Origin of the sequence: Mitsuokella sp. AF33-22, assembly GCF_003475755.1 — a bacterium.
In the GTDB taxonomy this organism is placed as follows: Bacteria; Bacillota; Negativicutes; order Selenomonadales; family Selenomonadaceae; genus Mitsuokella.
In genome coordinates this window covers 18,582-45,475 of the sequence record NZ_QRQA01000011.1, presented here as the reverse complement: position 1 = coordinate 45,475, position 26,894 = coordinate 18,582, and the positions used below count along the sequence as shown (strand labels likewise).

Below are 26,894 nucleotides of genomic sequence, written 5' to 3'. Positions count from 1 at the left end.
TCGTGAGAGCCGCCCCGGTTGAGCAGAACCGGGGCGGCTTTTATTTTTACAAAAACATTTCGTTTAGGTATTGATATTCATTCTCATATATGCTATATTATCTATAGGCTTTCGTTAGCACCTCAATATGAGGCGCAAAGCTCTCCTAAGATATAATACACAGCAAAAATCCCGGCGTACTGCTCATGCGCCGGGATTTTTGTCTGTAAACTCCTATTCATGGAGGTGAAGAGCATCCTCTATCTTGGACAGCAAAGCCTGTGTCTGAGGCAAAGCCGATGGTTTTACCTGCTCCTGGATGGCGCATGCCTGCGTCAGATACTCCCGGGCTGCCGGCAGATTGTCCAGCTCGTATTCTGTTTTACCCAGCCAGAACATGATCTGAGCCGTATAGGCATGGCGTTCTCCCAGGGCGGAACGGCGAATGGACAGGCACTTCAAAAAAGCCGCTTTTGCCTGTGCATATGCTTCCTGCTGATAGTAGATCTTGCCAAGGCTTTCGTAGCTCCATGCCGTTGCCGGATGGTCCGGTCCCAGGGAATTTTCTCGTATCTTGAGCCCTGCCTGAACGTATTTCAGCGCTGTCGCATAATGTTTATCGTCTTTCCCCTTGGCCATTGCCGCATAATCATTTCCCAGCATAGTCAGAGAATCCGCAATGGTCGGATCATCCGGCGTATAGACTTCGCGGCGCAGTTTCAACCCCTTTTCATGCCAGGCTATCGCCTCCTCACATTTATCCTGCCGTTGATACACCGTGCCGATATTGTGATACGAATATGCCAGCTGCTGCTTGTTCGGCACCGGCTGTTTCTCACGGATCTCCATGCCCTTTTTATAATTTTCCAGGGCTTTATCGAGATTATCCAGATTGATATAGACAATCCCGATATTATTCAAGATATCCGCATGCAATTCCGGATTGTCAATCTTATGAACATCCATGCGATTCTCGGCCAGTCGGAAGTTGTCCAGCGCCTCGGTATACTGAGAGTTCTTACGGTAAACATTGGCCAGATAGTTATAAGCTTCCACGATATCTTCATAAGGAGGATGCGCTTGTTTTTCCCACATGTCGATAGCCGTATGGTAAGCCTTGATTGCCTCCTGATAATCCGCCAGTTTCACTGCCAGATTGGCATGCAGGCAATACGCCTGTGGCAGCAGGGTCTGACTCGCATCATCCGCAGAAGACTTGCAGATCGATAACGCCAGATTGCACTGTCCCCAGGCCTGCCGGTACTGATGTGCCTTATAAATCACCTTTGCCTGGCGAATGAGCAGACCGGCCGAATCCTTGTCGTATGATGCACGAAACAGTTCCCCGGCACGGATCAGGATGGTACAGACATCGTGACGGTCCATGGCCTGGATTTCTTCATCATTGTCTGCATACACACGGATTGCCGCTTCCAAGTAATCCTGACAGTCCCTGAGCGTCGGATGCAGATTCCACAAGACAGCCGTTTCAATCAGAGGATGCAGATGGATCCGGTCGTCCTCGGCCGCCTGATGCGACTCGCGAACAATCCAGCTCTGATTGACGAGAACATTGATTGCGCTGATGCTGCAGCCATCCAGCAGGAACTCATCAAAAAAGGTCATACGGACGCCGTTGATCGAGCAAAGGGCAAGTTTCATCAGGATTTGCTTGGCCTGCTCATTCATCGCACTGATATTGAACAAGGTCGAGATGACATTATAAATATCTTCCTGCTCATAATTATTATCTTTCTCGACCGGAATCTTCAAATCACGCGTGTCCCGTTTCTCCTTGAGCAGCTTAATCATTCTGGCAGGCGACATGGAATACTCCCGCATCGTCTTGGCGATAAGCTCAATCAGCATGGTATGTCCGGATACCATATGGCAGAGTTCCTTATACTTATCCATGTTTTTAGCCGGCAGCTCGATGGGATCTTCCTTGCGGGGACTGTAATTCAAACGAAAGAGCTCCAGTTGTTCCGCATCGCTCAACGGCTTGATGGGGACCATATACATATCTTTGTAAAGGGTCGTGTTGCGGCTCGTGATCAACACGTGCAGTTCCATATCCGCGAGTTCCTCAAGGATGCGCTGATCCTCCTCCGGCAGAAGAGCCCCCATGATATCCATATTATCGATAATCAGGAGAGCATCTTTATGGAACGTTTTCAATGCCTTCATGCGAATCTGAAACCCTTCATCACCGGCTTTGTCTTCCTTCTGATATTTCTTCAAGCCCTGAAACGGAATATCCTGGATTGTCGCTTTGAGGTCCTGATGAAAATAAACCATCTGTATCTGTTTATAGATATGATTCTTCTTGCCACGGTCTGCATAATGCAAAGCCGTCTGCGATTTGCCCAGGCCACCGATGCCACAGATAACGGCCAGACTGTATGCTTCCATCACAGAAGAAATTTTCTCCAAGAGTTCATTGCGTCCAACAAACCCCTCCGTCAGCCGGTAATTGAGCGGTGCAAAGGAAATATCCTGAGCAGAAGATGTTGCATTGACCCGCTTTGCCTCGCGGGACTCCTCTGCCCGCTCCACAACCCTCCGTAAAAACGCCTCCCTGGCTTTATGTATTGTTTCTCGCGGCTTATGTTCACATTCTGCTTGTGAGATCACACCATACAGGTCATCAAGTTCCTGATCGAAGGCTTCATGTTCATGCAGATACCGCTGAAGCTTCTGGACGAATTCCGGATAGGCTTCATGGCAAAACAGCTGCTGGTAGAAAACATCTTTTGTGATTCCACCTCCCATCTGGCTCTGCTCTCCCGTGCACAGCCTGGAAATAGTTGCGGGGTTAACCCCCAGCTCGTCGGCAATCTCTTTTTGACTCAACTTTTGCTTCGTCTTCAGAAAAATCAGTAAAAAAGGATATGTAATATACACACCAGATCCCCCTTACAAATACTTCTCTAATGGTAACAACTTTCTTAATAGATTTCTGCAATTTTCTGCAACAATCCTGCAATCCGGGGAAATATTGTTGCACACGAAAAATGCATCGAAAAAGCATCGCGTTTGACTCGGCCTGCAACGGCAAAAATCGTATCATAAAGACAACAAAGAGATACGGGCTGTGGAAAGGAGCACGACCATGAAGCAGGAACAACAAACGAGCTTTCGTCAGCAACTAAAAATCATGTTCAAAGGTTACCGCCATCTGACCAGAAAGCTGAGCCGGCAGCTTGCCCAGCTCGGCTTCACCCTGGAAAACGGCAGGACCCACTACAAGATTTACTATGGCGAAGATCACCGGCACGCCGTAATCATCAGCAAGACCTCTTCCGATTACCGTGCGGGAATGAATATCTGCCGTCAGCTTTATACACTTGTACCGGCCCATCCATAAGCCGGTCCGAGGATCACAATAAACAGGAGGAATACATCATGAAAAACGAAATGAATTCTATCTATGCAGGGGCAGTCGGTACGGCGAAAAACGCCAAGGCCGTGCATCAGGCAGTCCGGAAAATGCGGGCCTTCGAACAGGCCCAGGAGGAGTTGTCCGGCCTGAATACGCTGCGGGGCGGCAGCAAGGGATTCAAGGGTTTTGTCGGGGAAAGCCTGGAAGCTGCTGAATCCTCAGCCCGCGGGCGCACGACCATCGTCCTGAACAATAACGGGCTTGCTGACCTGAAGCATCTCAAGACGAACGGGAAAGCTGCGTTCCAGCAGGTGAAGATTGGCTACAAGCCTGGACAGATTGATTTTGCACGCTATAAGGGACAGACCATCGTCGTCGACAAGGGCAACCCCTATTTCCGCACGCTGAAAGCAGAAGCAGCAAAATCCGGCGTAAAAGTGGTCGAAGGCCATGTCACGGAACAGGAAGCCAGGTTCTGGGCTGACGCCATGCAGCTGGAAACCAAGGTAACCGGCAAGACGAATGCAGCCGTCGTACCCAAGTTTTACCAGTCGGCCAAAACTGCAGCGGCCGCACATCGTGCCGGCGTATCGGCGGCCAAGTCCGGCGCAGCAGCCGGCGCAGGTTTCAGCCTGGGCAAGAATATCGTCCAGGTGGTCAAGGGCAATAAGACGGTTTCAGAAGCCGCCGGCGATGTAATTGTCGATACGGCGGAAGCCGGTGCGATCAGCTACGGCGCCGGGGCCGCAGGCAGTCTGCTGGCCAGTACGGAAATTGGTGCAGCCGCACTCGAGACGGCCAGTACAGCAGGAGCGGTAATTTCCAGCGCGCCTGTGATCAGCTCAGCAGTCAGTGCCGGAACGGCAATCACGGGAGCGATTGGCGGAGCTGGTGCCTCAGCGGCGGCAGCCGCGACGGGAGCCGTCACCAGTGCCGTCACCTCCGCTGCTGCCGCTGCTTCAAGCGTCGCGGCGGGGACAGCAGCCGCCGGTGCCGTCGGTGCCATCGGGTCGGGGGCCGTAGCTGGTGCGGCCGCCATCGGCGCCGCAGCCGTAACAGTTGCACCAGTTCTGGTCGTCGGCGGCCTGATTGGCGGCCTGATCAGCCTCTTTGATGACTGAGAACATTTGCCCGTAAAAAACTCCGTGGCCTGTGATTTTATCACGAGCCACGGAGTTTTCATTCAATGTTTCACGTGAAACATTTTCCACATCTCACTGCATGGCGAGATCATAGAACATGTAGGCGCAGATGAAGTACAGCATGAAGAAGATTAGGAAGCGGAAGAGCTTGACGGAAACGAAGCGGATGACGGCGTTGCCGAGCACCAGGCCGATGACGAGGGCTGGTATCAGGTAAATCGACTCCACGGCGGCGGAATACATGGACACGCCCTGGAACAGGAAGAAGCCGATGGAGATGATGCCGCTGATTAGGAAGAAGACGACGCTCGTGCCGCGCAGCTCCGCCGGCGTCATCTTCGTGTAGGCAAAATAAAGGATCAGCGGCGGACCGGCCATGCCCGTCGTGACGCCGCAGAGGCCGGCCAGGATACCCATGAGGATGGAATTGCGGCGGCAGAGCGAGAACTCATGATGCGTGAACTGCATGAGCAGCAGCGAGACGAGAATGACCGTACTGACGAGCAGCTTCAGCTGATTGGCTGAAAAATGCGCAAAAATCCAGAAGCCGAAGGGCTGCGCCACAATATAGCCAACCAGGATTGCCCCGATCAGCTTGTAGCGTGCATCTTTCCAGACGAGGAAGGTCTGCACGATGCTGGTAATCAGGCCCACGACAAACATCACGAGCACGGTTTCCCGCGGGTCATAGAAAAGCATGAGCAGCGGCGCTGCAATGATCACGAGCCCGAAGCCTGTGATGCCCTGCATGAACGCAGCCACTCCGATGGCCAGTGTCGGCCAGAGATGTGCCTGCCCAGCAGTAATATCCAAAACAACCACAACCTTTCTGCAAATGATGCTGGTAATCTTGCTGCCAAGGATTATTTCGCTGCCACGCCCTAACTTTCCTCTATCGATGTTTCACGTGAAACAACATTCGTTCAATAAGATGCTGCATATCTTCGGGAATGGGGGCTTCGATGTGGATTTCTCGGCCGGTATCGGGATGGCGGAAGTACACGCGCCAGGCGTGCAGGGCCTGGCGTGGGATGGCATCACAGGGACCGCCATACGCACTGTCACCGAGCAGCGGATGGCCAAGCGCAGAGAAGTGGACACGAATCTGATGCGTGCGGCCGGTCAGCAGATGGATCTTGAGCAGGGAATAATCCGGCCACACGGCACTGACCTCGTATTCCGTCAGCGCACGCCTGCCGTCAGTGCGCACCTGCCAGTGATTGGCCAGTGCCGGATCACGGCCGATGGGCAGGTCAATACATCCCTTGCTGGCGTCCAGATGCCCCATCACCAATGCCAGGTATTCACGGTAAAGCTGCCCATGATATTTCGTCATCGCATACTGTGCCTGAGCCGACTTCGCGATGACGACGATGCCCGTCGTATTGCGGTCAAGCCGGTAGAGCGGATGGATGCCTGCCGCCTCTCCCCAGCGCTTGAGGTAGCCCGCCACGGCATGGACAAGCGTATCGCGCGCCGCGCGATGCGTCGGATGGACGATCATGCCCGCAGGTTTATTGACAACAAGAATAGTTTTATCCTCATAGAGGACATCGAGGGGCAGATCGACGGGCACGACGGGCGATGCTTCCTGCCAGGACAGCGTTACCTCATCCCCCTCGTGAACGCGCAGCCGGGCATCGTGACGTGCCTGCCCATTGACAAGGATCGTGCCGTTCCACTTGATGCGTTTCCAGAGTTTGGCCGAGAGCCCGAGAGGTACGCGCACGGGCTGGCGCAGCTCCCTGCCGTCATGAGCAGTATCTACGATGTAGGAAATCTTCAAGAACATCCCTCTCTTCTTCTGTAAATAATCTTGGGGACCTCTTCCGCCTCGCAAGCTCGGCACCTTCTCCGTGCACGGAGAAGGCACGCGCCTTGTCGGATTCGATCCTTCTACCGAAGGGCAAGCGCCTCCAGCCTTCTCCCCGCAGGGGCGCGAAGCGCGGGATGCCGGTGGCATCCCCGGGGAAGGGGGACCGCGGAGCGGTGGAAGAGGTCCTTGGACTTGCGGATAAGAAACAGAACAGTTGGCAGGCCGTTTCTGGCGTCGTAGCTCCCCGCAGGGGCGCGAAGCGTGGGATGCCGGTGGCATCCCCGGGGAAGGGGGACCGCGGAGCGGTGGAAGAGGTCGAAATTTTGCCGGGAATGCAAACGGGCATGTTTCACGTGAAACATGCCCGTTTTGTTAAAGCGGATTCTTTGCCGGTGTGCCGGCCTTGCGCGGATAGGCCCTGGGGGTCGGCATGGTCTTGGTCACGGTGATGATGGCACGCTTGTCATCAAGGCCCGGCAGATGGACTTCGCGCACCTCCGTGTGGCTGCCGCCCATGACCTTGATGGCTTTCTGAGCCTCCTCGACTTCTTCGGCAAAAGCCCTGCCCTTGAGTGCGAGGAAGTGGCCGCCGCGTTTGACGAACGGCAGGCAGTATTCACAAAGGATGGGCAGCCGTGCGACGGCGCGCGAGACGGCAAGGTCAAACTGCTCGCGGTACTTCTTGTTGCGCGCCCCCTCCTCTGCCCTTGCATGGACGCATTCCACATCCTGCAGACCAAGCTCATCGACGACCGTCTGCAGGAAGTTGACACGCTTGTTCAGGGAATCCATTAGCGTCAGATGCACCTGCGGGCAGAAGATCTTGAGCGGCAGTCCCGGGAAGCCGGCACCTGTACCGACATCGATTATTGATATCTTACCTTCAAAGATAGCAGGATCATACGCGGAGAGCGAATCGACCATATGCTTGACGGCCACCTCATGTGCCTCCGTAATGGCAGTGAGATTCATTTTCTTATTCCATTCCACCAGCAGCTCATAGTAACGCGTGAACTGCGCGAGCTGCTGGTCACTCAGCGTCAGGCCGAAATCCTCCGCGGCCTTCTTCATCTCATCTTGAAACATCTCCATTCCCCCTCTCAATCCTTCGCATGTTCTGCATCGCGAAGCCGTTTCTGCTGCTCGAGCCAGACGAGCAGAACCGATACATCGGCCGGCGAAACACCGCTGATGCGGCCAGCCTGCCCGACCGAACGCGGACGGATGGCTGCGAGCTTTTCACGGGCCTCATCACGCAGGCTTGGTACATCCTGATAATCAATATCTTCCGGCAGGAGCTTCGCCTCAAGCTTCTCCATATGCGCGACCTGCTCAAGCTGCTTTTTGATATAACCTTCGTACAGGATGGACGTCTCGACCTGCTGCCGGACCTCGGGCGTAAGTTCCGGCAAATCCGGGTAGGCAGCACGCAGTGTATCGTAATCGACATCCTGACGGCGCAGCAGGTCGGCAAGCGGCTGTGCGCTCTTGATGGGCTCGATGCCGGCAACCTTCAGCCGGTCATTCGTTTCCTGGCTCGGATTGATGGCGGTGCTCTTGAGCAGTTTCATCGCCTGCTCGATGGCCTCCTTCTTTTTCGTGAAACGGGCCCAGCGGTCGTCCTTGACGAGGCCCACGCGGCGGCCGTGCGGTGTGAGTCTCAGATCCGCATTGTCCTGGCGCAGCAGCAGGCGGTATTCAGCCCGGCTCGTCATGATGCGGTACGGCTCATTCGTCCCCTTCGTCACGAGATCATCGATGAGCACGCCAATATACCCTTCGGACCGCTTGAGCACGAGCGGCTCCTGCCCTTTGATGAGCATGGCCGCATTGATGCCGGCGATGATGCCCTGGGCCGCAGCTTCCTCGTAGCCTGAGGTACCGTTGGCCTGACCGGCCGAGAAAAAGCCATGGATATCCTTGAATTCAAGCGTCGGCTTGAGCTGTGTCGGGTCGATGCAGTCGTATTCAATGGCATAGCCGGCGCGCATGACATGGGCATGCTCAAGCCCCGGGATGGTCTTGAGAAACGCGAGCTGGACATCCATCGGCATGCTCGTGCTCATGCCCTGCACATAAACCTCATTCGTGTGCAGGCCCTCCGGCTCGAGAAACAGCTGATGGCGGTCCTTATCGGGGAAGCGCAGGATCTTCGTCTCGATGGACGGGCAGTAGCGCGGGCCGATGCCCTCGATGATGCCATTGGCCATCGGCGCACGGTCCATATTGTCACGCAGAATCTTATGCGTCGCCTCATTCGTATACGTCAGCCAGCACGGCACCTGCTCGCGCGTCTTCACATTACTCATGAACGAGAAATTGCGCGCTTCTTCATCGCCAGGCTGGATCTGCATCTTCGCATAATCGAGCGTGCGGCCGTCGACACGGGCCGGCGTGCCCGTCTTGAAGCGCATGAGGCGGATGCCCGCCGCCTTGAGCGAATCCGAGAACTTCATGGCCGGGCGCTGCCCGTTCGGGCCGCCGCTATACGTATGCTCCCCGACGATGATGCGTCCCTTGAGATACGTGCCCGTCGCCATGATAATAACAGGAGCCAGATAGACCTCCCCCGTCTCGACCACGACGCCGCGCACGGCCTTCTTGTCATCGGTCAGGAGTAAATCGGTAATGAGAATCTGTTTTACATCCAGATTTTCGGTATTCTCACAAGTCTCCTTCATCGTGAACTGGTAGAGCTTCTTATCGGCCTGCGCGCGCAGCGCGTGGACAGCCGGGCCCTTGCCGGTATTGAGCATGCGGAACTGGATGCAGGTCTTGTCGGCATTGACGCCCATCTCGCCGCCAAGTGCATCCACTTCGCGCACGAGATGACCTTTGCCCGGTCCTCCCACCGAAGGGTTGCAGGGCATCAGGGCGATATTGTCCATCGAAAGCGTCGCCAAAAGCGTCCGGCAGCCGATGCGCGCCGCGGCGAGCGCCGCTTCCACGCCGGCATGGCCTGCACCGATGACGATGATATCGTATTTTCCAGCAGTAAACAACGATAACTCCTCCTTATTTATATAGCAACGATTGGCAAGCCAAACGTCTTACTTGCCGATGCAGAATTTGCTGAAGATCTCATTGATGATATCCTCGCCGACCGTCTCGCCTGTCAGTTCACCGAGCTTTTCCCAGGCCGAACGCAGGTCGATGGATATGAAATCCAGCCCCATGTCGGCTTCGATCGTCCGCAGCGATGCCTCAAGATGTGCGTCAGCCTGACGCAGGACCTCGGCCTGGCGGGCATCCGTGACAAAATCGCCTTCCTCACCGGCAGCTGCGCCGGCGTAAACGCGCGAGCGAATGCGTTCCACCAGGCGCGTGAAGCCGGCCTGCGTATGCGTCGAAATGGGAATGACCGTCTGGCGCGGGGCGCGTGCAGACAAGAGCTCGGGGGTCGTCACCATCGGCAGGTCGCATTTGTTGAGCAGAAGGATGGCATCATGCTGCTCGCTGAGCGCGAGGATTTCCTCATCTTCGCGGCCGAGCGAGCGTGACGCGTCGAAAAGTGCCAGTACCAGAGAAGCCCGGTCCGCATACGAACGGGCCTTCTCGACGCCGATGCGTTCGACGACATCATCCGTCGAGCGGATGCCGGCCGTGTCGATGATGCGCAGGGGGATGCCGCCGACATCGGCGTATTCCTCAATGGAATCGCGCGTCGTGCCGGGAATCTCCGTGACAATGGCCCGTTCCTCGCGAAGCAGAGAATTGAGCAGGCTGGACTTGCCGACATTCGGCTTGCCGATGATGGCCGTCATGAGTCCGTCCCGCAGGATGCGTCCGGCATGTGCCGTTTTCAGCATGCCGGAAATCTTGTTGCGTATATCAACCACTTTTTTCTGTATATCGTAGGTCAGCACATCGTCCACTTCATCCTCCGGGAAATCGATGGCGGCTTCGATATGGGCAATCATGCCGAGGATATCGTGGCGCATCACCTGGATGCCCTGCGAGAAATGTCCCGTCAGGTGCCCTGCAGCCATGGCCAGCGAAGCATCCGTGCGCGCTTCAATGATGTCCATGACGGCCTGTGCCTGCGACAGATCAAGCCTTCCGTTGAGGAAAGCGCGCTTCGTGAACTCGCCGCGCTCAGCGGGGCGCGCACCCTGCTGCCACGTCAGGGACAGGATCTTGCGCAGCGGCATCATGCCGCCATGGCATTGCAGTTCCACGACATCCTCCACCGTATACGAATGCGGCGCACGCATGACGAGGGCAATGGCCTCATCGACAACCTGCCCGTTCTCATCGATGATCCGGCCATAAACGGCACGGTAACTCTCCATATCCGCCAATTTGCGGCCGCCGGCCGATTGAAAAACGGCTTCGGCCACTTCAATGGCATGCTCTCCGCTGATGCGGACAATGCCGATGCCGCCCTCTCCGCGGGGCGTGGCAATCGCACTGATGGTATCTCCCTGCTGCATGATACCCTTCCTTTCAAAAAATCCTTTCAAAAAAAGCAAAAAGGGCTCGCTCCCAGGATAGGAGACAGCCCTTTCACAGCTCTCTGCATGATTTCTTTTATTCTCGTTTGTAATCGTCGCGCTCGCGGCGGCGGCGCTTCGGCGCAATGACCACGTAGCGGCGCGGCTCTTCACCGGCACTGTACGTCGACACCTTGCGGCTGTCCTGCAGCGCCATGTGGATGATCTTGCGCTCGTGGCGGTTCATCGGTTCGAGATGAATCTCCTGCCCAATGCGGCAGGCCTTCTCAGCCAGATGCCCCGCAAGGCGCGTCAGCGTCTCCTCGCGGCGTGCGCGGTAGCCCTCCACATCGAGGATGACGTGCAGGCGCTCCGAACTCGTGCCGTGGTTGGCCGCCAGATTTGCCAGATACTGCAGCGCATCGAGCGTCTGCCCGTGCTTGCCGATGAGAATGCCGAGATTCTTGCCCTCCAGGTGGAAGATGACGCCATCCTCGTGCTCTTCGCGCACGAGCTCCACCTCAATCTTCATCGTGGCAAAGACATCCTCGAGGAATTTCCTTGCCCGCTGCTCCTGCTCAAGGAGCGTCGGCACTGCGACGCCGGCTTCCTCGGCCAGGCTTTCTTCGAGTTCCTCTACATCAGCCGATGCATCCGTAAGGGGGGCCTTTTCCGGCTCCTCCTGACGCACGCGGATGCGGGCCGGCTTGCGGCCCAGGATGCCCAGGAAACCGCGGGATGGCTGCTCGAGCACCGTGTACTCAAGGCTTTCCTCGCTGCAGCCGAGCGATGCGGCCGCGGCAGCCAATGCCGCCTCGACCGTCTTCCCCGTCCATTCCATGGTTTCTGCCATATCAGGCAGCCTCCTTTTTCTTGGTGTCGTTGCTATCGCGGTACATCCACCACTGCTGGGCAATCTGTACGATGTTCATCGTGACCCAGTAGAGCACGAGGCCCGAGGGGAAATTCAAGCTGATCCAGCCGATGAAGAGCGGCATAACCGTCATCATAATCTTCATCTGCTGATTCATTTCCGTCGTCGTCTGCTTCTGCTGCAGGAACGTCGTCAGTGCCGAGAGCACCGGCAGGATGTAGTACGGATCCGGGTCAGACATGCTCGGCAGCCAGAGGAACTGCGCGGATTCCGGCGTCGGATACGTGAAATTGTACAGGGAATAGTACATGCCCATGAGGATCGGCATCTGGATGAGCAGCGGCAGGCAGCCTGCGAGCGGATTGACGCCGGCTTCCTTGTAGAGCGCGCCGACCTTCTGCTGCATGACCTGCGGATTGTCCTTGTACTTTTCCTGAATCTTCTTCATCTTCGGCGAAAGCTCCTGCATCGCCTTCATGGAACGAACCTGCTTTACCGTCAGCGGATAGAGGATCATCTTGATGACAATCGTCAGGAGGATGATGGCCACGCCGTAGCTGCCGGGGCCAACCAGCTCCGTGACATGGTAGAGGGCCTGCAGGACAACCTGCAGGATATGTTCAATCGGCTCGAAAATCGTTGCAAAGAAACCCAATGTATCACATCCTAATCTAAAAGAAACGTTATTAATTTGCACACACGATGCAGGCGGCAGGCGCCGCACATACAAGAATCATTCACGGTACAGGATCATAGCCGCCCTTGTGGAAGGGATGGCAGCGCAGGATGCGCTTCAAGGCCAGATAACCGCCGCGGCGGGCACCGTAGCGCTCGATGGCGATGAGAGCATACTCCGAACAGGTCGGGACATAGCGGCAGGAAGGCGGCAGAAGCGGTGAGATAAAGCCGCGATAAAACCGCACGAGCAGCAGGAGCATCTTCTTCATCATCCGTCAGGACCTCTTTCCTCTATCCGGGACAGGCGATGCGAAAATGCCGGCCTTCTTCCCGACTTTCAGGAAAGCTTTCTCGACGGCCTGGCACTTGGCTTCGACCATGGCCTTGCGTCCGACGAGGAGCAGGGCGACATCGTCGCGCAGAAGCTCCTGATGCAGCCGGTAACTTTCGCGCAGCAGGCGCTTGACGCGATTGCGCACCACGGCACAGCCCAGCTTCTTGCCGGCAGCAAAGCCGACCCGCCCGCGGACATTCGCAGCCGGGAATACATAGAGCACAAAATACCGGTTCGCATACGAACGGCCAACCCGGTAGACACGCTGGAAATCACTGCGCCGCTTGATGATCCGTTTTCTCGGTAAGGTAAGCATTCGCAATTCCCCAAAAACAAACAGAAAAGTAAAACGCGTTCATCATAGTAAAAAAGGCCACCGAAGTGACCTCATCTCGATTTATGCCGAAAGCTTCTTTCTGCCGCGCTGGCGTCTTCTCTTCAGAACGAGACGGCCGCCCTTCGTCTTCATGCGCTCACGGAAGCCATGGGTCTGCTTTCTCCAATGGTTGTTCGGCTGATAAGTCTGTTTCATTCCCTCAACACCTCCTTTAGTTTTGCTGTTTTCTGAACTAAATGGCTGTATAGAAGCATAGTATCAGAATTTTAACTATGTCAAATTATAGACTAGCCGCTCGTGGAATGTCAAGGATTTTCCCTTGTCTTTTTCCCCCGGCCTGTGGATATTTCGCGCCTCATTGGGACTTGCTCACATAAAAACTGTTGATAAGTCCCCCTGATTTTGATAAGATATTGTTGATTATTGTGCGGAAAACCCATTGGTGCCCTGCCTGACAAGGCTCGCGAATCTCTAAGCAACATCCACGCTTCCCGCCTCTACCCCAGGAGAACCTTCGAGTTATCCACATGTGTGGATAAAAATGTGGATAAAATTATGCACCTGTGGAAAAAGTTTCTACATATTCTAATAGCAGGAAAGGATTTTTTTCATGGAGCAGACACAGCTGCAGGCTGTCTGGGAGCAGATCCTCACCAAGATGAAGGAATCGCTCGCCGAGTCAGCCTTCAAGTGGTTCGCATCAGTCAAACCGCTCTCCCTGACTGACGACGAGCTCATCCTCAGCGTGCAGAATGATCTCGTCAAGGACTGGATTACCAGCCATTACCTCACGATTGTCGAAGACGCCGTCAGTGCCGTCCTCGGCAGCAAGCATAAAGTGACACTCGAAATCGTTCCCGCCGCCCCCGTCCCGGAAAAGCCAAAGGAAGAACCTTCTCCGGCCGTCAGCACGCATACGGGCGGCCGCGCGAAAAAAGAGAACCCGGACCAGGGCTCGCTCTTCCAGGAGCAGCCGGCACCGGTCGTCGACAATGGCGACATGCACATCGTCGCCCCCGGCGACCGCTCTTCCCTGAACCCCAAATACACCTTCGAGACATTCGTAACCGGCAGTTCCAACCGCTTCGCACATGCGGCGGCCATGGCTGTCGCCGAATCGCCAGGCAAGGTGTACAATCCATTCTTCATGTATGGCGGCGTCGGACTCGGCAAGACTCACTTGATGCACGCCATCGGCAACCGCGTGCTACAGAACCATCCTGAGATGCGGGTGCTCTACGTCTCGAGCGAACAGTTCACGAACGAAATCATCCGCGCGATCCAGGAAGGCAAGGCCGAGCTTTTCCGCCAGAAATACCGCACCATCGACATCCTGATGGTCGACGATATCCAGTTTCTCTCGGGCAAGCAGAGCACGCAGGAAGAATTCTTCAATACGTTCAACGCCCTGCACGTGGCGGACAAGCAGATCATCCTGTCATCCGACCGCCCGCCGCGCGAAGTGCAGAAGCTCGAAGACCGCCTGCGCTCCCGCTTTGAAGGCGGCCTGATCACCGATATCCAGGCGCCGGACCTCGAGACGCGCATCGCCATCCTCAAGAACAAGGCCCTGCTCGACCATGTCGACGTGCCGAACGATGTCCTGATGTTCATCGCCAACCGCATCGACAGCAACATCCGTGAGCTCGAAGGCGCGCTGACCCGCGTCGTCGCTTATGCCTCGCTCATCAAGAAGCCCGTGACAACCGAGGTCGTCGCCGAAGCGCTCAAGGATGTCTTCCCGAACAACCGCAAGAAAGAAGTGACGCTCGAGGTCATCCAGGAAATCGTCGCTTCCTACTTCAAGATCAAGATCGAGGACCTGCACGCGAAAAAGCGCACGCGCAGCATCGCCTTCCCGCGTCAAATTGCCATGTACCTCTGCCGCGAGCTCACCGATACGTCGCTACCGCAAATCGGCAACTTCTTCGGAGGCCGCGACCATACGACCGTCCTGCACGCTTACGATAAAATCAACAAGGAGCGTGAGGAAAACCCGAAGCTCCATAAGATTATCAACGACCTTATCGAGAGCATCCAGAAAATGTAAAAAAGCGAACCATACGACGTGGATAACCTTGTGGAGAACCCTATGGATTTCCTGTCGACACAATGTGGATAACCGAAAGGGGAGTTTACCGCCGTGGAAACTGTGGATAACCTCCCCTATTGTTATGAACAAGTTACCCACAGCAAACGGTGAACACCCGAGCGCCATACAGCCACTTATCCACTTTTCCACACGGCCTACTACTACGTCGGCTATTTATATATATATTTCAGTCCTATCATAGAAAAACAGAGAGAAGGCCCAACATGAAAATAACCTGCCAGAAAAATGAACTCGCCAATGCCCTGCAGATCGTATCGAAAGCCGTGGCCAACAAGCCGCAAACCCCAATCCTCTCAGGCATTTACCTCAAAGCAGCCAATGGCATCCTGGAACTCCAGGCCACCAATTATGAGATTGGACTCGTGGCACGCATCGAAGCGGAAGTCACAGAAGAAGGGGAAATCGCCCTCGCAGGCCGTTATTTCCAGGAAGTTGTCCGCAAGCTGCCTGGGGATACCGTCAAACTTTCCTTCAATCGCGATGCCAACATCGTCCTCATCGAATCGAACCAGGCAAAATTCACGCTTCTTTCGATGAACGCCGCAGAATTCCCAACAATCAAACCATTTGAAGGCAACCTTTCCTTCAGCATCAAGGACAATATCCTGCGCGGCCTCATCAAGAAAACAGTCTTTGCCTGCAGCAGCGATGAATCCCGTCCGGTCTTCACGGGCTGCTCGCTTGAAGTCACCGAAAACAAAGTCACGATGGCTGCTACGAACACACATCGTCTGGCCGTCAAAGCCGAAACATTCGATCAGTCCATCGGCAACATCAAGATCATCATCCCCGCACGCATCCTGCAGGAACTTCTCCACAACATGGTTTCGGATATCCCGACCGATGTCAAGGTAACCTGCTCGTACAACCAGATCAGCTTCTCCTTCGACAATCTCTACATGATGTCCCGCCTCATCGAGGGACAGTTCCCGAATTACCGCGGCGTCATCCCGCCGAAGTTCGCAACGCATGTCCTCGTCAACACGGCGGAGTTCAGCGCGGCCGTCGATCGTGTTTCCCTGATTTCCCGTTCGGGCGAATACAACATCATCAAGCTTGAATTCGATGGCCAGCAGATTCATATCACGTCGAACAACCCGGAAATCGGCAATGCCGAAGAGTACGTGCCGGCCGAGATCGATGGCCCGGCTCTCACCATCGCCTTCAATGCGCAGTACATCATCGATGTGCTCAAGAACATCGACGGCCAGCAGTGCCGCATCAGCCTCAACCAGCCGCTCTCGCCGGCTTCCATCCAGGAAGCCGAAGACGAGGCATTCATCTACATCGTGACGCCGGTGCGCACGGCTCACTGATTCTGCCACAGAGAAAGGACGCATCATGAATATCGAAAACGTCAAGATTGATACCGCAGAAATCCAGCTCGACCAGTTCCTCAAATGGGCAGGCATCCTGCCCTCCTGCGGCGAAACGAAAATCCTCATCGAGGAACGCCGCATCAGGCGCAACGGCGAGGTCGAAAGCGCCCGCCGCCGCAAGCTCCGTGACGGTGACATCATCGAGATCGAGGGCCTCGGAGCCTGGAAGGTCGTCCACGAAGAAGGATAAAAAGAGAATGCATGTTCGTTCTATTAAGCTGAGAAATTATCGGAACTATAATGAGCTGAATCTCGAGCTTTCGCCGAGCATCAATATCTTTCTCGGGGCCAACGCCCAGGGCAAGACGAATATCGTCGAAGCCGTCTGCTATGCTTCCCTAGGCCGTTCGCACCGGACGCATGCCGATGCCGATCTCATCCGCTGGCAGGCGGATGACGCGAGCATCGAGCTGACCTTCGAGCGCCGCGGTGTCGCCAACAAGCTCGCCTTTGCCTTCAGCCGCAGCAAACGCCGCCGCATGCTGCTCAACGGGCAGACGATTCCCCTGAAGGAGCTCGTCGGCAATCTTAATACCGTCCTCTTCTCTCCGGAGGACCTCTTCCTCATCAAGGGGGCGCCGGCTGGCCGCCGGCGCTTTTTAGACAGTGAGATCTCGCAGGCGAGCCCTGCCTACTACCATGAGCTCCTGCAGTACAACCGCATTCTCTCGCAGCGCAATACGCTCTTGAAGCGCATACGCGAACACCGGGCGGATGCCTCGATGCTCGACCTTTGGGATGTGCAGCTCGCCGCGAGTGCCGAGAAGATCACGCAGAAGCGCCAGGAAGCCGTGCGGAAGCTCAACATGCTCGCCAATCTCATGCAGCGCCGCATCTCTGGCGACCAGGAGAATCTCGCCGTGACCTACGAGATTGCCGGGCTCGAGCAGGAACACATGACAAAGCCTCTCGCTTCATGGTATAATGAAATGCTGGAGAAATGCCGCGGCACGGATATCCTGCGCGGCTCGACGAGCATCGGGCCGCACCACGATGACATGGTCCTCTTCGTCAACGGCATCAATCTGCGGACCTTTGGCTCGCAGGGGCAGCAGCGCACGGGCGTCCTCTCGCTGAAGCTCGCGGAACTGGAATTCCTGCGCTCGGAAACGGGCGAATACCCCATCCTGCTGCTCGATGACGTCATGAGCGAGCTCGACGCCCTGCGCCGGTGCCAGCTCCTGGACTTCATACGCCGCGAGCGCATCCAGACGCTCATCACGGCCACGGATGCGGCTTATTTCCCGCAGGAACGCTTCGGCACGTATTATCAGGTGAAACAGGGAACCGTCTCGAGGTGATTGCATGGCAAGACGCATGCCGGGACTGGAGCATACGGCGACCATCATCCCGAAAGCCATTCATGCTCTTGGTCCGAAACAGGAAAAGGAGTTTTATGAGCACTGGGTGCTCTGGCACTGGGGGGACATTGCGGGCGACGCCATTGCACGCCACGTCAAGGTCATGGGCATCCGCAACAAGGTGCTCTATGCGACAAGCGATGATTCCGTCTGGGCACAGGAGATCCGCATGATGATGCCGCAGATTGTCCAGAATGTCAACAACTATGCCGGACAGGCACTCATCAAGGAGATGCGCTTCGTCAAGAAATGGGAGAAGCCGGCAGTGCCGGACCGTTCAAGCGGAGGGACCTGGCTCGCAAGAGACGCCGGCGAGGAAGACCCCGACATCGGCAGGAAGCGCCGCCAGATCCCCCTTACGGAGCAGGATATAGCCGACGCGCAGAAGCTGGCCGCAGGCATCGAGGATGAAGACCTGGCTATGTCCCTGCGCGGCCTCTACCGCAAGCAGCGCCAGCTCGACAAGCTGCACGCTCAGGAAGAATGGCATCCCTGCGCCTCCTGTGGCCGGCTCTGTGCGCCGGAAGACCGGCTCTGCCCGGCCTGCCACATGAAAGAAGAGGAGGAGCTTCGCGCGAAGGTACGCGGCGTGCTGAGGGACATCCCCTGGGCCCGCTACGCTGAGGTCCATGAATACGTGCCGGACTGCACGACCAAGATCGTCAATGAGCAGCGCGCCCTGCTCGTCCAGCAGCTGGCTTCCACCGTTGAAGTAACGGATACGGAGAGCCTCGCGGCCAAAAACCTCGTCATGCTCTACCGCTGCCTGCCGCCCGACAAGCTGACGGAGGAGGTCATGAAGCGCGCCATCTACGATCTGCGCTTCAACCTGCACCGCCCGAAGGACTACAAGGCTCCGCGGCGCTATGAGATCATCCCGCTGCGCCATGCTGAACACGGCAGGAAGGCGGCAGCCTCCAGGCCGCGGGGCGCACAAGACGTGCAAGAAAAGAAAGGATGAGCGTCATGTTCCTGCATCTTGGCAATGGTGCCTCTGTGCGCACCAAGGATATCATCGCCATCTACGATTACGAGATGTTCCGTGACGGCGACAATGCACGTTTTTTGGAGAGACAGCGCCGGGAGGGCCGCGTCCTGCGGGCCGACGCCACACGGGAGATGATCAAGTCCCTCGTGATCACACCAGACAAGATGTATCTGTCCGTCATATCGCCGGCCACACTCAGGCGGCGTTCACGGCAGATTTTCGATATGGATACTTCTGAATGATTGGAGCGTAGAAGATTTTATGGCAAACGATAACGATAAGAAAACGATCGACCTGACGCCGGCTGAGCCTGCCGTGCAGGAGGATTTGACGGATAAGGATCTCGATACCACGGGCGTCGAGATTCACCGCGATGAATCGAGTGCAGAGGTCACGGCCGTTGACGCCGATTACGGCGCCGAGCAGATCCAGATTCTTGAAGGCCTCGAGGCCGTCCGCATGCGTCCGGGCATGTACATCGGCAGCACGTCGGAGCGCGGCCTGCATCACCTCGTCTATGAAGTCGTCGACAACTCCATCGATGAGGCCCTGGCCGGTTACTGCGATCACATCGAGGTTACGATTGAGAAGGACAACAGCATCACGGTCGTCGACAATGGCCGCGGCATCCCGGTTGATATGCACGAGAGCGGCAAGCCCGCCGTTGAGGTCGTCCTGACCGTCCTGCACGCGGGCGGCAAATTCGGCGGCGATGGCTACAAGGTATCGGGCGGCCTGCACGGCGTCGGCGTCTCCGTCGTCAACGCCCTCTCGACGAGCATGGAAGTCCAGGTCAAGCGCGACGGCAAGATCTATGAGATTGCCTTCAAGCGCGGCGTTACAGTGAAGCCGCTGACGGTTGTCGGCACGACGGAAGAGACGGGCACGCGTGTCCACTTCGTACCGGACCCGGAAATCTTCTCGGTCACGACCTACAGCTATGAGACGCTGCGCCATCGCCTGCGCGAGCTCGCCTTCCTGAATCACGGCATCACGATTAGCCTTGCAGACGACCGCGTCGATCCTGTCAAGAACGAGACGTTCCATTTCGAAGGCGGCATCAGCTCCTTTGTCGAGCATCTCAACCGCAAGAAAGAGAAGCTCAACCCGGAGCCCATCTACTTCAACGGCGTCAAGGACGATACGGTCGTCGAGATCGCCATGCAGTACAACGACAGCTACCAGGAGAACATCTACTCCTTCGTCAACAACATCAACACCGAAGAGGGCGGCACGCACCTCGCGGGCTTCAAGCTCGCGCTGACGCGCGCAGCCAATGACTTCGCACGCAAGCAGGGCATCCTCAAGGACAAGGACGCCAATCTCTCGGGTGACGACGTCCGCGAGGGACTGACGTGCGTCATCAGCCTCAAGATTCGCGAGCCGCAGTTCGAGGGCCAGACGAAGACGAAGCTCGGCAATTCCGAGGTGCGCGGCATCGTCGACTCCATCGTCACAGAGGGCCTCTCCGAATACTTTGAGGAGAACCCCGTCATCACGAAGAAGATCATCGAGAAGGCCATCATGGCTGCCCGCGCCCGCGAAGCCGCCCGCAAGGCCCGCGAGCTCACGCGCCGCAAGAACGCTCTCGAGGTATCGAGCCTGCCGGGCAAACTTGCAGACTGCTCCATCAAGGACCCGGAGCAGGCCGAGATCTACCTCGTCGAGGGTGATTCCGCAGGCGGCTCGGCCAAGCAGGGCCGTGACCGCCGCTTCCAGGCCATCCTGCCGCTGCGCGGCAAGATCCTCAACGTCGAGAAGGCACGCCTCGACAAAATCTTCGCGAATGCCGAGATCCGCACGATGATCACGGCCTTCGGCACGGGCATCAGCGAGGACTTCGACATCTCGAAGCGCCGCTACGGCAAGATCATCATCATGACGGATGCCGATGTCGATGGCGCGCACATCCGCACGCTGCTCCTGACCTTCCTCTACCGCTACATGAAGCCGCTCATCGAGCACGGCCATGTCTACATCGCTCAGCCGCCGCTCTATCAGATCCGCAAGGGCAAGAAGCACTGGTACACCTACAGCGATGACGAGCTCTCGCGCAAGCTCGACGAGGTCGGCCGCGACGGTGTTACCGTTCAGCGCTACAAAGGCCTTGGCGAGATGAACCCCGAGCAGCTCTGGGAAACGACCATGGATCCCGAGGGCCGCACGATGCTGCGCGTCGAGATGGAGGATGCCGAGGAAGCCGACGAGCTCTTCACGATCCTCATGGGTGACAAGGTCGAGCCGCGCCGCCAGTTCATCGAGGAGAACGCCAAGCTCGTGCGCAACCTCGATATCTGATTTTTTGACTTTTACTTGCCAAAGCCGCTGCATTGTGCTATATTGAGATTATGAAATATGCATACTTCCAACAGGGGGAGTAGCTGAACGACCATCATCGTCAGTACGGACATGAGCTGTCCCGGTGTGGCCGGCGCGAGTAAGCAAGACCCTGCCCTATCCAACCGCTCGGCGGCAGGTAGGGCAGGGTTTTTCGTATATTTCGTCAAATCTTGGGGGAGTGATACTTTTGGATAATCTGTTTGCAGGCATGTTCTCGCCGGAGTGGCTGGCTGCGCTCTCGGGCATCCTGCTCCTGGACCTGCTGCTGTCGGGCGACAACGCGATTCTCATCGCGCTTGCCTGCAAGAACCTGCCGCAGCACAACCGGCGCAAGGCCATCATCGTGGGCGGCCTCGGCGCCGTGGGCATCCGCATCGTCTGCACCCTGTTCGCCACGGGGCTGCTCGCCTCGCCTTACGTCGAATTTGTCGGCGGCGCCGCACTGCTCTTCATCGCCGTGCGCCTCCTGACGGACCGTCACGATGAAAAGCCCGGCGAGGGAAAAAAGCAGCCGGCTACCTTCGGCGAGGCCGTGCGCACCATCCTCATCGCGGATTTCATCATGAGCATCGACAACATCCTGTCGCTCGCCGGCGTCGCGAATACCGTGCCGCACGGCAAGTGGAGCCTCATCATCTGCGGCCTCATGATCTCCATCCCCATCGTGCTGTTCGGCGCCCAGATCTTCCTGATGATCATGCTGAAAGTGCCCGCGCTCATCTATCTCGGCGCCGGTATACTCGGCTGGACCTCAGCCGAGCTCATGACGGAAGACCCCGCTGTCGGTGCTTTCCTCGCTCCCTACGCACTTCCACTCAAGATCGGCTTTGTCATCCTCGTACTCGCTGCGGGATACTGCCTGAACCGCCGTGCCGCGCAGAAGAACGCCTGACGGCAGCTTACCTTTTGCCTTTTTCTGTTGAAGGAGGAATTGTTATGAATAACCTCAAGACCTTGTTCCTCATGGTGCTCATGGCCGCTCTGATGATCTTCATCGGCGGGCTCGTGGGCGGCCGCAGCGGCATGATGATCATGCTCATCATCTCGCTGGCCATGAATGCCTATACCTACTGGTGCAGCGATTCCCTCGTGCTGCGTTCCACGGGCGCGCAGGAAGTCACGCGCGAAGAAGCGCCGCAGCTCTACGCGCTCGTCGAGCGCCTCGCGGAGCGCGCCGGCCTGCCGATGCCGCGCGTCTGCATCATCGACACGGACGTGCCGAACGCCTTTGCAACGGGCCGTGATCCCTCGCATGCCGCCGTGGCTGTCACGACGGGCATCATGCGCGTCCTTGACTACGACGAGCTCTCAGGCGTCCTCGCACATGAGCTCTCCCACGTCAAGAACCGCGACATCCTGACCTCGACGGTCGTCGCCATGATGGCCACGGTCATCGGCTACGTGGCGCAGTTCTTCGCGTTCTTCGGCGGCGGCAGCAGCGATGACGAGGGCAGCAGCGGCAACATCCTCGTGAGCCTGGCCGTCATCATCCTGGCTCCGCTTGCCGCCCTGCTCATCCAGATGGCCATCTCGCGTTCACGTGAATACGAGGCCGACAAGGACGGCGGCGAGATCTGCGGCAACCCGAACTACCTCGCCGCAGCCCTCGAGAAGATCGACTACTACGCCACGCACGCCGCCCCGATGCCGGAAGCTCAGCCGGCCACGGCACACATGTACATCGTCAACCCGTTTGAGGGCACCGGCAAAGCCATCACCAAACTCTTCAGCACGCACCCTGACACCGCCGACCGCATCGCCCGCCTCCACGAACAAGCCCGCGAAATGCGCGTCCGCTGAGCCTTCCCCGTGCGCTGCGCTGCTTGCTGCACGCGCTGCACGCATTGTTCTGCCGCAGGGTAAGATTCCCCAAGCCGTCTCCCGCAGGAGAAGGGGGACCGCGCAGCGGTGGAAGAGGTCCATGGAGACGTGTGCACCTAAAGCACCAGAATGCAGATACATCCCTGCATGGTACCCGCAGGGCGCGAAGCGCGGGATGCCGGGGGCATCCCCGGGGAAGGGGGACCGCGCAGCGGTGGAAGAGAAAAGCCTTGCTGCTGGCAATTGCCAGTGGCAAGGCTTTTTGCATGCGAGTGCATTCAGAGCAGCGTAAACGCCAGCGCACTCAGTGTAAAATACGGCCCGTACGCGAAATAATCCTGACGCCCCTTCTTCTTCGTCACGAGCATGATGATTGCGGCAATGCCGGCAAGCACCACACCCGAAATCACGATCGTCAGCAGCATATCCGTGCCGAGCCATAGCCCGAGCACCGCAATGAGCTTGATATCGCCGCCGCCAATCCCTCCGTGCGTCACGATGGCCAGCAGCAGGAACACGATGCCGCCGACCGCTGCCGCCTCGATATGATCCGTGACGACGCGCTCGAGCACCGGCAGCGAGATCACGCCGAGCACGGTAAACGGAATCATCATGCGGTCAAACATGACATGCTGCTCCATGTCGGTCCAGGTGTAGAGCAGCATGAAATACTGGAACACGAGCAAAAATGCCAGGCGCAGCGGATGCAGATGATGCATCGTGATGAGCGTGAACGCGAAGAGCAGGAAAAGCGTCGGGATAAGCTCCCGCGGGCGGCGCGCCTGCTGAGAAGCCACCTTGTCCGGAAAACTCAGGATGGCCGTGGACTTCTGGTACAGGGCATCAATCCAGCGGCAGCCGAGCAAGCCGCTGCCCGCGGCGAGCAGCCCGGCCAGTACGCATTTCATCAAAATGAACATGATAAGACCCCCAAGAATATAAGCTAGGTATCATCTGTCCCCTATCCTAGCAAAAACCGGCACAATCGTCAAAAAAGTTGAACCAACTCATAGCGGATATGGTATACTGGATATTAAAGAATGGGGAGTGTTGCATCATCCCCCGGCAGCAAGGAATACAGCATTCATCGTCGAACGCTTCGACCAAACGATTACAGAAGGAATGACAGTATGGCAAATCGTATGAAATTTGCGGAACGCATCCGCGAATTCCTGGACAAAATCACATATCGTCAATGGGTCATCGCAGCTGCCGTCGTCAGCTGCCTGCTCGGCCTCATGGTTTACTTCGCGATGTCCGGCTCGGACGAAAAGCCCGTAGCCAAGACCCCGTCGAACCTCGTGCAGGTCGTCGCGGCCAAGCAGGACATCCCCGAGCGCACCGTCGTCAAGGAAGACATGCTGAAGGTCGTCGAAGTCCCGAGCGACATGGTGCCCGAAGGCGCCTTCCACGACGTGGCGGACGCCATCGACCATCCGGCCAGCACGGCCATCCAGCAGGGCGACATCGTGACCTCGCGCAAGGTCTACAGCGACATCCGCATGGCCGGCTTCACCGGCATCATCCCGCCGGACTGCCGCGCCGTCACGATCCCCATCTCCGATGTCACGGGCGTTTCTGGCTTTGCACATCCCGGCGACTACGTGGACATCATGGTCATCACGGGCTCCAAGGAAAACGGCATGAACGGCCGCATCATCCTGCAGAACGTCCTCCTGCTCGGCATCAACAAGAATGCCGATCTGCCGGCAGCCAGCACCGATTCAAGCGGCAACACGAGCACGAGCACCAAGGCGTCCTCGGACAGCATGGCGACGGCCACCGTGGCTCTTAAGCCCGCCGAAGCCCTCAAGCTGGCCGTGGCCTCCCAGGAAGGCACGCTCTACCTGGACCTCCGCCCCTTCAAGCCGCGCGACATGTACACCTTTGATACCGACTACACGGGCGTGCCGCAGGGCACGGGCGGCTCCCAGAATCAGCCGGCACCGCCGGCTTCCTCGGCTCCTGCCCCATCCTACAGCTATAGCGCACCGGCGGCACAGTCGGCGCCCCCCTCTGCCCCATCTGCGGGCTCCGCGGGCGGCTCCGTCCCCGTCCTCGGGCATACCATCGAAGTCATCCGCGGCGTGACCGCAACGAGGGAGGGAGTCAAATGAAAAACGCCTTATTCGGCCTGGCCGCAGGTACCCTGGCTGTGACGGCCGTACTGGCCCCGGCTCCCGCCTATGCGCAGTACACGCCGGTCTCCATCGACCTCAACCAGTCGTATTATCTCAACACGGGCCGCAGCATCACGCGCGTGGCCATCGCCAATCCGAAGATTGCCGACGTCAGCCTCGTCGACCGCTCCTCGCTCAACATCATCGGCATCTCGCCGGGCACGACGACCCTGAACGTCTGGGCCAGCAACGGCTACCGCTACGAATACCGCGTCACCGTCTCCAATCAGGACTCGGGCCTCGCGAAAATCGTCCAGGAAGCCATTGACCTGCCGGGGGTCCGCGTCCAGATGATCGGCGGCAAGATTCTCCTGCGCGGCGCCGTCAAGAACCAGTACGAGCGCGACCTCGCCTACAAAATCGCCAAGCTCTACGCGGGCACGGGCGGCAGCTCGGGCGGCTCCTCCTCCGGCAAGAGTCAGAGCAGCTCCTCGTCCTCGGGCAACGGCTCGCTGCAGTCGCTGGGTTCGAGCCTCGGCTCCTCGGACGACTCGCGCGGCGACATCGACGATTCCGTCGTCAACATGCTCGAGATGACGAATCCCGACCAGATTAACATCGAGGCGATGTTCGTCGAGCTGAGCTCGACCGATGCCAAGAATCTCGGCATCAACTACGCCTCGCAGGATATGAGCGATACGGATAATAATGGCATCAACATGAACAACGCCGGCACGTTCTATGCCGGTGAATCGTACGGCAGCCAGCGCAGCGCCGGCAGCCACTGGTACAACCGCAACTGGCTCTTCACGCATTTCTCGAAGATCAACGCCGAGATTCATGCGCTCATCGAGAACGGCAAGGCCCGCGTCGTCTCGCGGCCGAATGTCACGACCATGAGCGGCAAGGACGCCAAGATCCTCATCGGCGGCGAGATTCCGTATGAATCCTCGAACGGCTTCGGCTCGACAACGACGGAATACAAGGAATACGGCATCGGCCTCGACCTAAAGGCACCGACGGTTGACCAGGACGGCAACATCACGACGGAGCTCGAGACGCAGGTCAGCCGCCTCGACTGGAACAACGCCGTCACGAAAGACGGCTACCGCATGCCGGGCATCGCGACGCGCTCCGCCTACACGACGGTCAACATCCCCTCGGGCATGACCATGGTCATCGGCGGCCTGCTGAATTCCGACGATGCCAAGACCATCCAGAAAGTGCCGCTGCTCGGCAACATCCCGCTGCTCGGCGAACTCTTCAAATACCACAACAACTCGCATACGCGCACGGAAATCGTCGTCCTGATCACGCCGCGCGTCGTCAGCGAAGAAACACCTGCCCGCATGTCGGCTGATATGGAGGATGCCTACAATGACAGCCGCCGTGAAGACCGCAGCATGAAGCAGGTCGACCTCAACGGCGAAATCCCTGAGAAATCCAACGAGCAGCTGGCAAAAGAAGCCAAAGCCGCCGAAAAGGCCGCCAGGAAAAATGCCAAGGCCACCTCTAAGTCCTCCGCCCTGACCACAAGGGTCGAGACAGAAAGCAGCGAAGCCCCCGGCGACCGCATCAAAGCGAGCGCCCGCGAGATCCTCAGCCACATGGACAAATAAAGCTCTGGCGCCCGAGGACCTCTTCCCCGCTGCGCACGGGCGCGAACCGCTTCCCCCCTCGGGGGAAGTGGCCCGTAGGGCCGATAGGGGAAGCCAAAGCCTTCCCCTCTGGGGAAGGTGGCAGCCGCAGGCTGACGGATGAGGTCCATGGCCTTGCAACCCAAGAAGCAATCATCAA

Annotated in this window: 25 protein-coding genes and 1 pseudogene; 13 read left to right on the top strand and 13 right to left on the bottom strand. The window is 57.5% G+C overall.

The window, feature by feature from the left end; all coding sequences use genetic code 11:
• Positions 1–213: 213 nt before the first annotated feature.
• Positions 214–2,391, bottom strand: coding sequence for a tetratricopeptide repeat protein (locus tag DWZ54_RS08145; RefSeq protein ID WP_233541661.1), 2,178 nt, complete (start codon positions 2,389–2,391; stop codon positions 214–216).
• Positions 2,392–2,769: 378 nt separating this feature from the next.
• A pseudogene (locus DWZ54_RS12165) lies at positions 2,770–2,883 on the bottom strand (helix-turn-helix domain-containing protein); the annotation flags it as partial.
• 208 nt (positions 2,884–3,091) lie between these two features.
• Here DWZ54_RS12165 and DWZ54_RS08140 point away from each other — a divergent pair.
• Complete coding sequence (locus DWZ54_RS08140; protein WP_118475423.1) at positions 3,092–3,346, top strand: hypothetical protein; 255 nt, start codon at positions 3,092–3,094, stop codon at positions 3,344–3,346.
• Positions 3,347–3,384: 38 nt separating this feature from the next.
• The gene (locus DWZ54_RS08135) at positions 3,385–4,482 is read left to right on the top strand and encodes a hypothetical protein (protein WP_118475421.1); all 1,098 of its coding nucleotides are present in this window, start codon (positions 3,385–3,387) and stop codon (positions 4,480–4,482) included.
• A 93-nt stretch (positions 4,483–4,575) separates the two neighbouring features.
• On the opposite strand, the gene DWZ54_RS08130 is transcribed toward DWZ54_RS08135, so the two are convergent.
• The 10 genes from DWZ54_RS08130 to rpmH form a co-directional block, all read right to left on the bottom strand.
• Positions 4,576–5,316, bottom strand: a complete 741-nt coding sequence (locus tag DWZ54_RS08130; RefSeq protein ID WP_118475419.1) for a sulfite exporter TauE/SafE family protein — start codon at positions 5,314–5,316, stop codon at positions 4,576–4,578.
• Positions 5,317–5,395: 79 nt separating this feature from the next.
• Entirely contained in the window at positions 5,396–6,295 is a 900-nt protein-coding gene (locus DWZ54_RS08125; protein WP_199663306.1) for an RluA family pseudouridine synthase, read from the bottom strand.
• Positions 6,296–6,691: 396 nt separating this feature from the next.
• Positions 6,692–7,405 carry a 16S rRNA (guanine(527)-N(7))-methyltransferase RsmG gene (gene rsmG / locus DWZ54_RS08120; RefSeq protein ID WP_118475417.1) on the bottom strand — a complete coding sequence of 238 codons (714 nt, stop codon included), beginning with the start codon at positions 7,403–7,405 and terminating at the stop codon, positions 6,692–6,694.
• A 14-nt stretch (positions 7,406–7,419) separates the two neighbouring features.
• Positions 7,420–9,321 (bottom strand): tRNA uridine-5-carboxymethylaminomethyl(34) synthesis enzyme MnmG, encoded by a 1,902-nt coding sequence (gene mnmG / locus DWZ54_RS08115; RefSeq protein WP_118475415.1) that lies wholly within the window; start codon positions 9,319–9,321, stop codon positions 7,420–7,422.
• A gap of 48 nt (positions 9,322–9,369) precedes the next feature.
• Entirely contained in the window at positions 9,370–10,752 is a 1,383-nt protein-coding gene (mnmE, locus tag DWZ54_RS08110; protein ID WP_118475414.1) for a tRNA uridine-5-carboxymethylaminomethyl(34) synthesis GTPase MnmE, read from the bottom strand.
• 97 nt (positions 10,753–10,849) lie between these two features.
• Positions 10,850–11,605, bottom strand: coding sequence for an RNA-binding cell elongation regulator Jag/EloR (gene jag, locus DWZ54_RS08105; protein ID WP_118475412.1), 756 nt, complete (start codon positions 11,603–11,605; stop codon positions 10,850–10,852).
• Position 11,606: 1 nt separating this feature from the next.
• On the bottom strand, positions 11,607–12,281 hold the full coding sequence (locus DWZ54_RS08100) for a YidC/Oxa1 family membrane protein insertase (RefSeq protein WP_118015468.1): 675 nt from the start codon (positions 12,279–12,281) through the stop codon (positions 11,607–11,609).
• A gap of 82 nt (positions 12,282–12,363) precedes the next feature.
• Entirely contained in the window at positions 12,364–12,573 is a 210-nt protein-coding gene (yidD, locus tag DWZ54_RS08095) for a membrane protein insertion efficiency factor YidD (protein ID WP_118475527.1), read from the bottom strand.
• A 6-nt stretch (positions 12,574–12,579) separates the two neighbouring features.
• Positions 12,580–12,954 carry a ribonuclease P protein component gene (rnpA, locus tag DWZ54_RS08090; RefSeq protein ID WP_118475410.1) on the bottom strand — a complete coding sequence of 125 codons (375 nt, stop codon included), beginning with the start codon at positions 12,952–12,954 and terminating at the stop codon, positions 12,580–12,582.
• Between the two features lie 81 nt (positions 12,955–13,035).
• Positions 13,036–13,170, bottom strand: coding sequence for a 50S ribosomal protein L34 (gene rpmH / locus DWZ54_RS08085; RefSeq protein WP_075429623.1), 135 nt, complete (start codon positions 13,168–13,170; stop codon positions 13,036–13,038).
• A gap of 415 nt (positions 13,171–13,585) precedes the next feature.
• Between rpmH and dnaA the strand changes: the two genes are divergently transcribed.
• The 9 genes from dnaA (at position 13,586) to htpX (ending at position 22,956) form a co-directional block, all read left to right on the top strand.
• Positions 13,586–15,025: a chromosomal replication initiator protein DnaA gene (dnaA, locus tag DWZ54_RS08080; RefSeq protein ID WP_118475408.1), complete on the top strand. Its 1,440-nt coding sequence runs from the start codon at positions 13,586–13,588 to the stop codon at positions 15,023–15,025.
• Positions 15,026–15,291: 266 nt separating this feature from the next.
• The gene (gene dnaN, locus DWZ54_RS08075) at positions 15,292–16,404 is read left to right on the top strand and encodes a DNA polymerase III subunit beta (protein ID WP_118475406.1); all 1,113 of its coding nucleotides are present in this window, start codon (positions 15,292–15,294) and stop codon (positions 16,402–16,404) included.
• Between the two features lie 25 nt (positions 16,405–16,429).
• Positions 16,430–16,657, top strand: coding sequence for an RNA-binding S4 domain-containing protein (locus tag DWZ54_RS08070; RefSeq protein ID WP_199663304.1), 228 nt, complete (start codon positions 16,430–16,432; stop codon positions 16,655–16,657).
• Positions 16,658–16,664: 7 nt separating this feature from the next.
• Entirely contained in the window at positions 16,665–17,768 is a 1,104-nt protein-coding gene (gene recF, locus DWZ54_RS08065; RefSeq protein ID WP_118475405.1) for a DNA replication/repair protein RecF, read from the top strand.
• A 4-nt stretch (positions 17,769–17,772) separates the two neighbouring features.
• Positions 17,773–18,789: a DUF721 domain-containing protein gene (locus DWZ54_RS08060; RefSeq protein WP_118475403.1), complete on the top strand. Its 1,017-nt coding sequence runs from the start codon at positions 17,773–17,775 to the stop codon at positions 18,787–18,789.
• 5 nt (positions 18,790–18,794) lie between these two features.
• On the top strand, positions 18,795–19,058 hold the full coding sequence (remB, locus tag DWZ54_RS08055; RefSeq protein ID WP_158573640.1) for an extracellular matrix regulator RemB: 264 nt from the start codon (positions 18,795–18,797) through the stop codon (positions 19,056–19,058).
• Between the two features lie 19 nt (positions 19,059–19,077).
• Positions 19,078–21,114 (top strand): DNA topoisomerase (ATP-hydrolyzing) subunit B, encoded by a 2,037-nt coding sequence (gene gyrB / locus DWZ54_RS08050; protein ID WP_199497535.1) that lies wholly within the window; start codon positions 19,078–19,080, stop codon positions 21,112–21,114.
• A 229-nt stretch (positions 21,115–21,343) separates the two neighbouring features.
• A complete protein-coding gene (locus DWZ54_RS08045; protein ID WP_233541660.1) occupies positions 21,344–22,048 on the top strand; it encodes a YjbE family putative metal transport protein in 705 nt (234 codons plus the stop codon).
• Positions 22,049–22,092: 44 nt separating this feature from the next.
• Positions 22,093–22,956, top strand: a complete 864-nt coding sequence (gene htpX / locus DWZ54_RS08040; protein WP_118015475.1) for a zinc metalloprotease HtpX — start codon at positions 22,093–22,095, stop codon at positions 22,954–22,956.
• Between the two features lie 299 nt (positions 22,957–23,255).
• On the opposite strand, the gene DWZ54_RS08030 is transcribed toward htpX, so the two are convergent.
• Positions 23,256–23,897: an A24 family peptidase gene (locus DWZ54_RS08030; protein ID WP_233541659.1), complete on the bottom strand. Its 642-nt coding sequence runs from the start codon at positions 23,895–23,897 to the stop codon at positions 23,256–23,258.
• Between the two features lie 210 nt (positions 23,898–24,107).
• Between DWZ54_RS08030 and cpaB the strand changes: the two genes are divergently transcribed.
• Both cpaB and DWZ54_RS08020 read left to right on the top strand, forming a co-directional pair.
• On the top strand, positions 24,108–25,094 hold the full coding sequence (gene cpaB / locus DWZ54_RS08025; RefSeq protein ID WP_233541658.1) for a Flp pilus assembly protein CpaB: 987 nt from the start codon (positions 24,108–24,110) through the stop codon (positions 25,092–25,094).
• Positions 25,091–26,716, top strand: coding sequence for a type II and III secretion system protein family protein (locus DWZ54_RS08020; RefSeq protein ID WP_118475397.1), 1,626 nt, complete (start codon positions 25,091–25,093; stop codon positions 26,714–26,716). The genes cpaB and DWZ54_RS08020 overlap by 4 nt, the downstream gene beginning before the upstream one ends.
• Positions 26,717–26,894: the final 178 nt, after the last annotated feature.